The 12,822-nt window shown below is 77.6% G+C and carries 7 protein-coding genes; 5 read left to right on the top strand and 2 right to left on the bottom strand.

The features are described 5' to 3' along the window. Window positions 1-61: 61 nt before the first annotated feature. Both P9841_RS10500 and hrpA read right to left on the bottom strand, forming a co-directional pair. Window positions 62-799, bottom strand: a complete 738-nt coding sequence (locus P9841_RS10500; RefSeq protein ID WP_283318641.1) for an NYN domain-containing protein — start codon at window positions 797-799, stop codon at window positions 62-64. A 68-nt stretch (window positions 800-867) separates the two neighbouring features. Then, entirely contained in the window at window positions 868-5,319 is a 4,452-nt protein-coding gene (gene hrpA, locus P9841_RS10495; RefSeq protein ID WP_283318640.1) for an ATP-dependent RNA helicase HrpA, read from the bottom strand. A 209-nt stretch (window positions 5,320-5,528) separates the two neighbouring features. Between hrpA and P9841_RS10490 the strand changes: the two genes are divergently transcribed. The 5 genes from P9841_RS10490 (at window position 5,529) to P9841_RS10470 (ending at window position 12,734) form a co-directional block, all read left to right on the top strand. Continuing rightward, window positions 5,529-7,205, top strand: coding sequence for an ABC-F family ATP-binding cassette domain-containing protein (locus P9841_RS10490; protein WP_283318639.1), 1,677 nt, complete (start codon window positions 5,529-5,531; stop codon window positions 7,203-7,205). 10 nt (window positions 7,206-7,215) lie between these two features. After that, on the top strand, window positions 7,216-7,749 hold the full coding sequence (locus P9841_RS10485; protein WP_283318638.1) for an aminoacyl-tRNA deacylase: 534 nt from the start codon (window positions 7,216-7,218) through the stop codon (window positions 7,747-7,749). A 195-nt stretch (window positions 7,750-7,944) separates the two neighbouring features. Next, window positions 7,945-8,295 carry an STAS domain-containing protein gene (locus P9841_RS10480; protein WP_283318637.1) on the top strand — a complete coding sequence of 117 codons (351 nt, stop codon included), beginning with the start codon at window positions 7,945-7,947 and terminating at the stop codon, window positions 8,293-8,295. 102 nt (window positions 8,296-8,397) lie between these two features. Beyond that, window positions 8,398-9,585, top strand: a complete 1,188-nt coding sequence (locus P9841_RS10475) for an exonuclease SbcCD subunit D (protein ID WP_283318636.1) — start codon at window positions 8,398-8,400, stop codon at window positions 9,583-9,585. Beyond that, the gene (locus P9841_RS10470) at window positions 9,585-12,734 is read left to right on the top strand and encodes an AAA family ATPase (protein ID WP_283318635.1); all 3,150 of its coding nucleotides are present in this window, start codon (window positions 9,585-9,587) and stop codon (window positions 12,732-12,734) included. Before P9841_RS10475 ends, P9841_RS10470 begins: the two co-directional genes overlap by 1 nt. Window positions 12,735-12,822 lie beyond the last annotated feature (88 nt).

Genomic DNA, 12,822 nt, shown 5'->3' with positions numbered 1-12,822 from the left:
TCCACCTTAGCAAGGGAGCACACCTCGGCGGGAGCTCGACAGCGTCCACGCGCGCGCGGGGTCACCATGACGGCGGGCGCGTGTGGCCGCCGGCGCTCTCCGGCAGCTGATGGTCCGTGAAGTCCGCGGCACCGAGACCGCGCCACCAGTGCCGGCCCACACCGTCGTCGGGGTGCCCCCGGAGGTCGCCGGCGACGTGCCCGCCGCGAGGATTCACCAAGCCGACGGGTACGCGCGATCGAGCCAGCTGCACCGGGAACCGGAGGTCGGAGTCGTTGCTGACGACGACGGCCGCGTCGACGGCTTCCGTGAGCGCGTCCACCAGGAGGTGGGAGGCCACGTTCACGTCGCTGCCCTTCTCCTCCTGGTGGAGCGTCGAGACCATGAACAGCGCGTCTCGCTGGGGCGATCCCAGCTCGGACTGCACCATCACGGGCCACCCCGAGCGGACGAGTGTCGGTGCCGCGCCAGGAGTCGCGCCCTTCACGGCCAGAGGTCGCTGGCGGACACCGGTGACGTACTTGCCGTACTCGATGTGGTCGACGCTGCCCGACGCCAGGAGCGCCTTCAGGTAGACGTCCTGCTCCGCATGGCCTTCCGGGTTGGCGCGGGCGTCGATGCGCGCCGTGCAGTAGACGATCCGATCGATCGACGCGGCGGGCCAGCTCCGTTGCGCCGCGACGATGTCGGAGACGAGGCCGCGGACGTCCAGCCACTTCCAGCGGTCCGGACCACTCCCTGCCAGGTGGCGCCCCCCGTAGTAGAGGTTGTACCCGTCGACGTAGACGCCTGCACGCATGCAGCGGACCGTATCTGAGCGGCCTCCGGTCGGGTGGTGGTCCTCCCACACGAGTGCGTTCGACAGGCTCAGCCCAGCGCCGCGAGGGCCTTCCGGATCCGCTTCTCGCTCACCGGCACCGGCGTGCCGAGCTGCTGCGCGAACAGGCTGACCCGCAGCTCCTCGACCAGCCACCGGGCGTCCTCCAGCGCGGCGAGGTCCGCGGGCACCGGGGTCCGGGAGGTCACGCGGGCGCGGGTCTGGCCGAGCAGCTGCTCGAGGTCGCGCACCTGCCAGGCGAGCTGCTCGTCGCGGGCCGGGTTGGCGCCCGCCTTGTCGAGCCGGTGGGCGGCGGCACGCAGGTAGCGGGTGAGGTGGGGCAGCCGGTCGGCGCCGGTCTCGGCGACGAACCCGTCGTGCACGAGCGTCTCGGCCTGGGCCTGCACGTCGCGCACGGTGCCGAGCAGGGCGAGCGACCGGGTGCCGCGGACCGCCGCGTCGAGGTCCCGTGCAGCGCCGAGCACGGCGACGACGTCCCCGACGACGCGGTGGGCGGCGTCCTCCAGACGGTCCCGGACGACCGCGCGGGCCTCGGCGTACGCCGCCGCGGTGCGGACGGACGTGGCGGGCCGGCCGGCGAGGTGCTCGGTGAGCAGGCGGTCGACGGCGGCGAGCTGCACGTCGGTGACGAGGGCCTCGGTGCTCGGGTAGGGGCTGGCGGCGAGCGCGAGCGCCTGCGCGCCGGTCCACCGGCTGGTGATCCGCGCGGTCGCGAGGCCGACGTCGCGCAGCAGCAGGCGGCGCAGCCCGGCGCGGTGCCGCAGTTCCTGCTCGCCGGCGTCGGCGAGCACCTCGACGCGGACCGTGGCGGCGGGGCCGCGGCCGTGCTCGACGAGCGCCGGGTAGCCGCGGACGGTGAGGCCGCTGGGGTCGGTGGTCTCGACGCGCTCGGGCAGCTCGCCGCCGGGCAGGCCGTCCGGCCACGTGGACAGGTCCCCGGCGTCGAACCCGGGCAGCGCGGCGGGGGCGGGGCGTCCGGCGGGGGTCGCTCCGGGTGCGGGCGCGGCCGGCCGGGGTGCCGTCCGCCCGCGGTCGCGCCCGCCGCGGTCGCCGTCGCCGCGCGCCGCGTCGGCCATCGCGTCGCGCACCGCCGACCGCACCGCCGTGCTGACGGCGTCCTGCGTCCGGGCCGCGAGCCGGCGCTGCAGCACCGCGAGGTCCTTGCCCTCGTCGACGACCCGCCCCCGGTCGTCGACCACGCGGAACGTCATGCGCAGGTGCGGCGGCAGCCGGTCCTCGTCGACGGCGTCCTCGGGCACCTCCACGTCCCGCAGCGCCCGGACGGCCTGCCGGAACGTGGCACGGAACGAGGGCGCCGCGTCGCCGGCGCGCACGGTGTCCGCCCAGGACGCGGTGTGCGCGTCGAACCACGCGACGACGTCCCGCGCCACGTCCGGGGCGGGGACCAGCTGGACGCGCACCGGCTTGGGCAGCGCGCGGATCGTGGCGGTCACCAGCTCCTCGCGCAGGCCGGGCACCATCCAGTCGAACCCGTCGGGCTGCACGCGGGCGAGCGCCACGAGCGGCACGTGGACGGTCACGCCGTCCGCGTCGGTCCCGGGCTGGAACTGGTAGGTCAGCGGCAGCTCCAGGTCGCCCTGCGGCCACGTGGACGGGAACGACCCCTCGATGCCGGCGTCGGCGTCCTCGGTGACGAGCAGCTCGCGCGTGAACGTCAGCAGGTCGGGGTCCTGACGCCGGGCGCCCTTCCACCACTGGTCGAAGTGCCGCGCGGACACCACGTCGTCGGGGATCCGCTCGTCGTAGAAGTCGAACAGCGCGTCGTCGTCCACCACGAGCCCGCGCCGCCGCGACCGCGCCTCCAGGTCCTCCGCCTCGTCGAGCAGGCGGCGGTTCTCCGCGAAGAACGCGTGGTGCGTCGTCCAGTCGCCCTCGACCAGGGCGTGCCGGATGAACAGCTCGCGCGCGTGCTCGGCGTCCACCTTCCCGAACAGCACCCGCCGCCCGGTGACGATCGGGACGCCGTAGAGCATGACGCGCTCCAGGGCCATGGCGGCGCCCTGCTTGGAGGACCACGACGGCTCCGAGTACGACCGCTTCACCAGGTGCCCGGCGAGCTCCTCCGCCCACTCGGGCTGGATCCGCGCGGCGTCCCGCGCCCACAGCCGCGAGGTCTCGACGAGCTCGCCGGCCATCACCCACGCCGGCGGCTTCTTGGCGAGCGCCGAGCCGGGGAAGATCGCGAACCGCGCCCCCCGCGCGCCGAGGTACTCGTTGCGGCCGCGCCGGTCGGGTGCGCGCCCGCCGTCCCGGCCCCGGCCGCGCTGCGGGGCGCCGCCCGACAGGTCGGACGCCTCCTGCATCCCGATCTGCGACAGCAGGCCGGACAGCAGCGCCACGTGGATGCGGTCCGCGTCCCACTCCAGGCGCAGCGAGCCGCGCGCGGCGGTCGCCGGGTCCTCGTGGTCGGCCGACCCGGCGGACAGGTCGCGGTCGGTGCGGCGCGGGGGGTTCACGGTGATGCCGAGCGGCTTCGCGAGCTCCTTGAGCTGCGTCACCACGTCCTGCCACTCGCGCAGCCGCAGCCAGTTGAGGTACTCCGACCGGCACAGCCGCCGGAACGCCGAGCCCGACAGGTCGCGCTGCGCGTCGCGGACGTACTGCCACAGGTTGAGGTAGGTGAGGAAGTCCGAGGTCGGGTCGGCGAACCGGGCGTGGGCCTGGTCGGCCTGGGCGCGCTGCTCGACGGGGCGCTCGCGCGGGTCCTGGATCGACAGCGCGGCGGCCACGACCATCACCTCGCGCGCGACGCCCCGCCGGCCGCCCTCGACGATCATGCGCGCCAGCCGCGGGTCCATCGGGAGCTGGGCGAGCGCCCGCCCGGTGTCCGTGAGGCGGGTGCCCGACGGCCCGGCCTCGAGCGCGCCGAGCTCCGTGAGCAGCTGCACGCCGTCGCGGACGGCCCGCACGTCCGGCGGGTCGACGAACGGGAACGACGCCACGTCGTCCGGCCCGGCGGCCACGCCGACCGCGATCATCTGCAGGATCACGGACGCCAGCGACGTCCGCAGGATCTCCGGCTCCGTGAAGCGCGGGCGGGAGGCGTAGTCCTCCTCGGAGTACAGCCGGATCGCGATGCCGTCGGCGACGCGCCCGCAGCGCCCGGACCGCTGGTTCGCGGACGCCTGCGAGATCGGCTCGATGGGCAGCCGCTGCACCTTCGTGGCCTTGGAGTACCGCGAGATGCGGGCGGTCCCCGGGTCGACGACGTAGCGGATGCCGGGCACGGTCAGCGACGTCTCGGCGACGTTGGTGGCCAGGACGACGCGGCGGGTGCCGTGCGCCTGGAACACCCGGTGCTGCTCGGCGGCGGACAGCCGGCCGTACAGCGGCAGCAGCTCGACCGCGTCGGGGCGCCGCGCGTCCTGCACCCGCGGGCCGAGGTGCCCCCGCAGCGCCTCCTCGGCGTCGCGGATCTCGCGCTCGCCGGACAGGAACACCAGCACGTCGCCAGGCCCCTCGGCGGCGAGCTCGTCGACGGCCTCGCAGATCGCCGTCATGAGGTCGCGGTCCTCGTCCCTGGCGGCGTCCTTGGCCGCCGGCGCGGTACGCCGGGCCGGGGCGTCGTCCGGGTCGTCGGTGGGCCGGTCGGGGGACAGCGGCCGGTACCGGACCTCCACGGGGTAGGTGCGCCCGGTGACCTCGACGACCGGCGCGGGCGCGCCCTCGGGGTGCTCCGGCGTCGCCGGGCCGGCGAAGTGGGCCGCGAACCGCGCCGAGTCGATCGTCGCGGAGGTGATGACCACCTTGAGGTCCGGGCGCCGCGGCAGCAGCTGCGCGAGGTACCCGAGGACGAAGTCGATGTTCAGCGAGCGCTCGTGCGCCTCGTCGATGATGAGCGTGTCGTACTGGCGCAGCTCCGGGTCCCGCTGGATCTGCGCCAGCAGGATGCCGTCCGTCATCACCTTGACGAGCGTCCGGTCCGACGACTCGTCGGTGAACCGCACCTGGTAGCCGACCAGCTCGCCGATGGTCGTCCCCAGCTCGTCGGCGATGCGCTCCGCGACCGTGCGGGCGGCGATCCGCCGGGGCTGCGTGTGCCCGATCTGCCCGTCCCGGCCGCGCCCGAGCTCCAGCGCGATCTTCGGGAGCTGGGTGGTCTTCCCGGACCCGGTCTCGCCCGCGACGATCACGACCTGGTGGTCCCGGATCGCGGCGGCGATCTCGGAGCGCCGCGCGGAGACGGGGAGCTGCTCCGGGTAGGTGACCGGCGGCAGGACGACGGCGCGGCGAGCGTCCGCGAGGGCGGCGAGACGCCGTCCGCGGCCCGCACCGCCCCGGCGCCCGTGCGCGCCCGCGCCCCGGGGCCCGCCCGCCGGCTGCCCCTGGTCGGGACCCGCGGGCGCGCCGGCCGCCGCGGGTGCTCCGGCCGCCGGGCGGTTCCCGCCGCGCCCCCGCCCGGGTCGCCGACCGCGCCGCCGGGGGGCGGGTGCGGGGGAGGCGGGGTCGGCGTCAGTCACGGCGCACCATTGTCACCGCTCGCGGCGGCCGGGCGCGATCCGATTCGCGCAGGGCGATCGGCGGGCGCGGCGGACGGAAAAGGCCTCGACCCCGGGCGGTGCACCCGCCTAGGGTCGTCGCCATGTGGATCTGAGCGGCCCCGAGTCCCGTCCCTCGACTCGCGTCGGCCCGCGCCCGTCCGCGCGGCCGCGCCGCTGGTGGTGATCCCGTGCCGGTACCCGGCAGCTCCGTCCCCGCGTCCCCTGCGTCGTCCCGCACGCCCGTGCTGCGCGCCGTCGGCGTCTCCCGCGTGCTCGGCGACCGCCGCGTCCTCACGGACGTGAGCCTCTCGGTGGACCCCGGCCACCGCCTGGCCGTCGTCGGCGAGAACGGCGCGGGCAAGTCCACGCTGCTGCGGCTGCTCGCCGGCGCGGACCGCCCCGACGCCGGCACCGTGTCCCGGCCCGCCGACCTGGCGTACCTGCACCAGGAGCCGCCGTTCGGGCCGGGGGCGACCGTCCGCGACGTGGTCGAGGACGCGCTCGCGGCGGTCCGCGCGCTCGGGGCCGACCTCGAGCGGACGGCGGCGGCGCTCGGCGACCCCGGCGCCGGCCCGGCGGCGGAGGCGGCGTACGACCTGGCGCTCGCCCGGGCGCAGGCCGCCGACGTCTGGGACGCCGACGCCCGGGCGCAGCGCGTGCTCGCGGGTCTCGGGCTCGGCGGCGTCGACCCGGACCGGCCCAGCGGCACGCTGTCCGGCGGCGAGCGGAGCCGGCTGGCGCTCGCGGCGGTGCTGGTCCGCCGCCCGGGCGCCGTGCTGCTGGACGAGCCGACGAACCACCTGGACGACGCGGCGGCCGAGTTCCTCGCGGCGGCCCTGGTGGAGCTGCCGGGCGCCGTGGTGCTCGCGAGCCACGACCGGGTGTTCCTCGACGAGGTCGGCACCGAGGTGCTCGACCTCGACCCGGTGCCCGGCGGCCCGCGCGTGGTCGGCGGGCGGTTCTCGGACTACCGGGAGGCCCAGCGGGTCGCCCGCCGGCAGTGGCAGGAGCGCTGGGAGGCCGAGCGCGAGGAGGTCGCGGCGCTGCGGGCGTCCCTCGCGGGTGACGGCTCGGCCCGCGCGGTCGCGCCCGGCCGGGCGATGACGGACCGGAACAAGATGGCCTACGGGCGCTACGGCGACCGGGTCGCGCACCAGGTGTCCCGCCGGGTGCGGGACGCCCGCCGCCGGCTGGACGAGATCGAGGCGGCGCCGGTGCGGCGGCCGCCGCGCGGGCTGGCGTTCCGGGGGACGCTCACGGCCGCGGCCCGCCAGGACGGGACGGTGCTGGCGGTGCGGGACGCCGAGGTGCCCGGGCGGCTGTCCGTCGGGTCGCTCGACGTGCACCGGGACACCGCGCTGCTCGTCACCGGCCCGAACGGCTCCGGCAAGTCGACCCTGCTCCACCTGCTCGCGGGCGACCTCGTGCCGGAGCGCGGCTCGGTGCACCGCGCCCGCGGGGCCCGCGTGGCGCTGCTCGAGCAGGACGTGGGCCTCGCGGACGACCCGCGCACGCCCCGGGACGTCTACGGCCTGGTGGCGGAGGGCGTCGCCGGGGCCGTGCCGCTCGTCGAGCTCGGGCTGGTGGCGCCCCGGGACGCGGACCGTCCGCTGCGCGAGCTGTCGGTGGGGCAGCGGCGGCGGGTCGTGCTCGCGCTGCTCGTCGCGCAGGCCCCCGACGTGCTGCTGCTCGACGAGCCGACCAACCACATCTCCCTGGCGCTCGCGGACGAGCTGGCCGACGCCCTGCGGTCCGCGCCCGGGGCCGTGGTCGTGGCGTCCCACGACCGGTGGCTGCGCCGGACGTGGCACGGCACGACGGTGGGCGTCGAGGACGGCGGGCTCCGTGTCGGAGGACCCTCGTAGGGTGGCGGGCATGACGCAGAGCGACACCCCGGCCGGCGACGGCGCGGACGCGGCCCCCGCGACGGAGGGCGAGCGCCGCGCGGCGCAGGCGCTGGCCGACGCGGGCGTCCCGCACACCCTCGTGCGGCACGGGCGCGTCGGGTCGCTGGCCGAGGCGGCCGCGGCCCGCGGCGTGGAGCCGGCGGGGATCGTCAAGACGCTCGTCGTCCGCCGCGGCGACGACGACTTCCTGTTCGTCCTGGTGCCCGGCGACCGCGCGATCTCCTGGCCGAAGCTCCGGGCGCTGCTCGGCATCAGCCGGATGTCGATGCCGGACGCGGCGACGGCGCGGGACGTCACGGGCTACGAGCGCGGGACGATCACGCCGTTCGGGTCCCTGCGTGCCTGGCCGGTGGTCGCGGACGCGCGCGTGGCCGGCCGCACGGTCTCGATCGGCGGGGGCGGCCACGGGGTGGGCGCGACGCTCGACGGCGACGACCTGGTGCGGGTGCTCGGCGCAACCGTGGCGGACGTCACGGATCCTGCGCCCGAGGACCGCGGCTGACGGATCCGCGGCGGCCCGGTCAAGTCCGGGTCAACCGTTGCCCCAGGGCGGGGAACTTTCCGCGCCCGTACGTGCGTTCACCTGGGCGTGGCCGCACGCGGAGCGGCCGGGACGGCCGCGTGGCGCCAGCGGGTGCGCCACCGGCCCCGCCGGTGAATGATCTCCGCGGCCCCGACGACGAGAAGACGAGGACAGATGGACCTGACCGAGGATCCCACCGGCCCCCTGGGGGGCATCGGGGTGACAGCCGCGCACGGGCGCACGGTGGTCCGGCTGTGGGGGGAGGTCGACGGCGCCCTGCGCGCGGAGGCCAGCGCGTCGATGGCGCAGGCGCTGGCGAGCACCGCGCCCATCGTCGTCGACGCCTCCGGGGTGACGTTCATCGACTCGTCCGGCCTGGCGTTCGTGCTGCAGCTCCACCTGGCCGCCTCCGAGACGGGTCAGCGGCTCACGCTGCGCGACCCGGGGCGCGAGGTGCTGGAGAAGCTGGAGCTGCTCGGCATGTCGGGTGAGCTCGAGATCGAGGACCAGCCCGCCGTCGCCTGACGGGGAGGCGGCGACTCCTCCCCACCCCGCCGCCACGCCGTCCCTCCACAGGCGACGGGGTGCCTGGCGACCGGTGTGGGTGCCCGCGGCTACGTTCGACGCATGCGCCTGCTCCACACCTCCGACTGGCACCTCGGGCGGACCCTGCACGGGGTCGACCTGACGGCGCACCAGCAGGTGTTCCTCGACCACCTGGTCGAGGTGGTGCGCGACGAGCAGGTCGACGCCGTGCTCGTGGCGGGCGACGTCTACGACCGGGCGATCCCCCCGGTCGAGTCGGTCGCACAGCTCTCCGCGGCGCTGGCCCGGCTCGCGGAGCACGCGGTCGTCGTGCTGACCCCGGGCAACCACGACTCCGCCGTCCGCCTGGGCTTCGGCGCGGACCTGCTGACCGAGCGCGTCCGCGTGGTGGCGCGCGCCGACCAGGTCGGTCGGCCCGTCGTGCTCCCGTCGCCGGACGGCGACGTGCTCGTCTACGGCCTGCCGTACCTCGACCCCGACGCCGCCCGCCGCACGCTCGCGCCCGGGGACGAGCCGCTCGCGCGGTCGCACGCGGCGGTGCTCGGCGCGGCGATGGACCGGGTGCGGGCCGACCTGGCCGCGCGCACCGCCGACGCCCAGGCCGCGGGCCGCACCGCGCCGCGCTCGGTGGTGCTGGCGCACGCCTTCGTCGTCGGGGGTGCCGCCAGCGAGTCCGAGCGGGACATCCGCGTCGGGGGCGTCGACCACGCGCCCACGGCGGTGTTCGACGGCGTCGACTACGTCGCGCTCGGGCACCTGCACGGCCCGCAGCGGGTGGGGGACGCGGACGCCCGCACGGTGCTGCGGTACGCCGGGTCGCCGCTGGCGTACTCGTTCTCGGAGGCGCGCCACACCAAGTCCACCGCGCTGGTGGACCTCGCGCCCGAGGGGCCGGTGCGGGTGCGCCTGGTCCCGGCCCCGGTGCCGCGCCGGCTCGCGGACGTCACCGGCACGCTCGCGGACCTGCTCGGCGAGGCGGGCGAGCCCCACGTGGACGACTGGGTGCGCGTCACGGTCACGGACGACCACCGGCCGGCCGACCTCTACGCCCGCGTGCGCGGCCGGTTCCCGCACGCCCTCGTCGTGCAGCACCGTCCGCCCGCGCGCGCCGCGGCGGGCACGGCGGGCGAGGTGACGGCGGCCAGGGACCCGCTCGAGGTCGCAGCCGAGTTCGTGGCGCACGTGACGGGCGCGCCGCCGACCGGCGCCGAGGCTGCCGTGCTGCGGCGCGCGTACGAGGACGCGGTCGCGGCGGAGCGGAGCGCCTGATGCGGCTGCACACCCTCACGCTGCAGGCCGTCGGACCGTTCGCCGGTCGGCACACGGTTGACTTCGCCGCCCTGTCCGCGGGCGGGCTGTTCCTGCTGGAGGGCCCCACCGGCGCCGGCAAGTCGACCGTCATCGACGCCGTCGTGTTCGCGCTGTACGGCAAGGTCGCCTCCGCCGCCGCGAGCGAGGACCGGCTCCGCTCCGCGTTCGCGGCGGAGGACGTCGAGACGGTGGTCGACCTGGTGCTCGAGACCGGGGCGGGCGTCTACCGCGTGCGGCGCACTCCCGCGTACGACCGGCCGAAGCGCCGCGGCTCCGGCACCGTGCGCCAGCAGGCGACGGTCAAGCTCTGGCGGCTGACGGCGGTGCCGGCCTCGGGCGTGCCGGACGACGCGGACGGGGAGCTCCTGTCGACCCGGCTGGACGAGGCCGGGGCCGAGCTCGCGCGGGTGGTCGGCCTCGACCGCGCGCAGTTCGTCCAGACCATGGTGCTGCCGCAGGGCGAGTTCGCGGCGTTCCTGCGGGCCGACCCCGAGCAGCGCCGCGGCCTCCTGCAGCGGATCTTCGGCACGGAGGTCTACGACCGCCTGCAGCAGCGCCTCCAGGAGCTCGGGCGCGAGGCCTCCCGGGCCGTCGCGGACGCGCGCGCCCGGGTCCAGGAGTCCGCCGCCCGGTTCGCGGGTGCGTCCGGCGCGGACGACGAGGGCGTCGCCGACCTGCGCACCGCGGCCGCGGAGGACCCGGCGGCGGTGTCCGCGCTGGTGGCGGAGCGGCTGGACGTGCTCCGCGCGGGAGCCGCGGCCGCGGAGGAGGCCGCCCGGTCCGCCGGCAGGCGCGCGGCGACCGTCCGTGCCGCCACCGACGAGGCGGCGCGGCGGCTGCGGCTCGTCCGGCGCCGTACCTCGCTGGAGGTCGAGCAGGAGCGGCTCGCCGCCGCGGCCGGCCGGCACGCGGAGGACCTGCAGCGGCTCGACCGGGCCCGCCGCGCGGCGGTCGTGCGGCCGGCGCTGCGCGGGCTCGACGAGGCCCGGGCGGCGTCCGCGGGCGCCGAGAAGGAGCTGCGCGCCGCGCTCGACGCCGCACCGGAGGGGCTGGCGCCCGCGGACACCGATGTCGCCCTGGCCGACGCCACGCTGCCGGACTCCCTCGCCACGGAGCGCGACGCCGGGGCCGCGGTCGTCGCGACGCTGCGGCGGGTCGTCGCCCTGGAGGACGGGCTGCCGGCCCGCCGCCGGGAGCTCGACCGCCTGCGCGAGCGCCAGGCGGCGCGCGAGCAGGCGATCGCCGATGCCGACGACGTGCTCGCCGCCCGTCCGGCCGAACGGGAGGCGCTGCTCGTCGAGCTGGACGACGCGACCGCGCTCGCCGCGACCGAGCCCGCGCGCGCCCGTGACGTCGCGGACGCCGAGGCGGTGCTCGCCGCCGTGCGCGACCTGCGGGCGGCCGAGGGGGAGCTCGCGGAGGCGACCCGGCAGCGCGCGGGCGCAGCCGCCGTGGCCGGGGTCGCGGTCCAGGAGGAGGCGCGCCTGCGGACCGCCCGGCTCGAGGGCTTCGCCGGCGAGCTCGCCGCCGGGCTCACGGACGGCGAGCCGTGCCCGGTGTGCGGCGCGGCGGAGCACCCCCGACCCGCGCCGCTCGGCGCGGACCACGTGCGCGAGGAGGACGTCGCCGCCGCGGAGGAGCGCCGCCGGGCCGCGGAGGCGGATGTGCGGGAGCGCGACGCGGCCGTCGTCGCGCTGACCGAGCGCTGCGCGGCGCTGCGGGAGCGGGTCGGCGCCACGACCTCCCTGCGGGACCTCGCGGCGCTGCAGCGGCACGCGGAGGACGAGGTCGGGCGCCGTCGGACCCTCCTCGCGGAGGCGCGCGCCGCCGCCGGGACGCGCGACCGGCTCCGGGATGCCCTGGCCGACCACGACCGTGTCACCGAGGAGCTGCGCGCGGGCCGGTCCCGCCTCGCCGACGAGCTCGCGGAGGCGGCGCACGCGCTCACCCGTGCGCAGGAGGAGCTCGACCGGGACACCGCCGAGGTCGCGGAGGCCCGCGCCGGCCACCCGACGGTCGTCGCGCGGCAGGGAGCGGAGCAGGCGCGCGTCGACGCCGCGGACGCCGTGCGCGACGCCCTGGCACGGCACGCCCAGGCGCGCCGGGTCGCGGCGGACCGCGAGGCGGAGCTCCGCCTGCTGCTCGCGGAGCACGGGTTCGTGGCCGCCGCGGGGTCGGCTGCGAGGCCGGGTTCGGGTGCGGGGCCGGGTTCCGCTGTCGGGGCGACCGCGGAGGACGTGGCCCGCGCGGCCGTCGCGGCCTCGGGGGACGTCGCGGCCGTCGAGCGGGCCGTCGAGGCGCACCGCACCGCCGTCGCGCTCGTCGAGGAGGGGCTGCGCGACCCCGAGCTCGCCGACCTCGGGGACGAGGGGCCGGACGCGCTGGCGATCCGGTTGGCGGAGCTCGAGTCCGCCCTCGCGGAGGCGCTCGCGACGGCCGACGCGGCCGGTGCCGCCCACGGGTCGGTCCGCGACCGCCTCGACCGCGCCACCGAGGCGGCCGACCGTGTCACCGAGGGGGTCGCGTCCCTGTCGGCCGCGGAGCGCGACGCCGCTCCCGTGCTGCGGATGGCCCGTCTCGCCGGTGGCACCGACGCCGACAACGCCGCCGCCCTCTCCCTCGCCACGTACGTGCTGGTCCGCCGGTTCGAGGACGTCGTGGCCGCGGCCAACGAGCGGCTCCGCGAGATGTCCGACGGTCGCTACGAGCTGGAGCGGTCCGACGAGCGGGAGGACGTCCGCAGCCGCCGCACCGGCCTCGCGATGCGCGTCGTCGACCACACCACGGGGTCGGCCCGGGACCCGCGGACGCTGTCGGGCGGCGAGACGTTCTACGTCTCGCTGTGCCTCGCGCTCGGCATGGCGGACGTCGTCACGGCCGAGGCCGGGGGGGTCGAGCTCGGCACCCTGTTCATCGACGAGGGCTTCGGCACCCTCGACCCGCACACGCTCGACGCCGTCCTCGCCGAGCTCGGCAGGCTGCGTGCCGGCGGCCGGGTCGTCGGCGTCGTGTCGCACGTGGAGACCCTCAAGCAGGCGGTGGCCGAGCGGATCGAGGTGCGCCGCCGACCCGACGGCTCGAGCACGCTCACGGTCGTCGCCGGCTGAGCCGCCCGGCCGTGCCGTCGGTGGCCGGGGCGGTCCCCGGGGCGGCGCCCGCGACGGTGCGGCGGGGCTGTCCACGGCCCCGCCGCAC

Origin of the sequence: Cellulomonas sp. ES6, from assembly GCF_030053835.1 — a bacterium.
Lineage (GTDB): Bacteria > Actinomycetota > Actinomycetes > Actinomycetales > Cellulomonadaceae > Cellulomonas.
The sequence above is the reverse complement of the archived record's forward strand: the minus strand, read 5'-3'. Positions and strand labels throughout refer to the sequence as shown.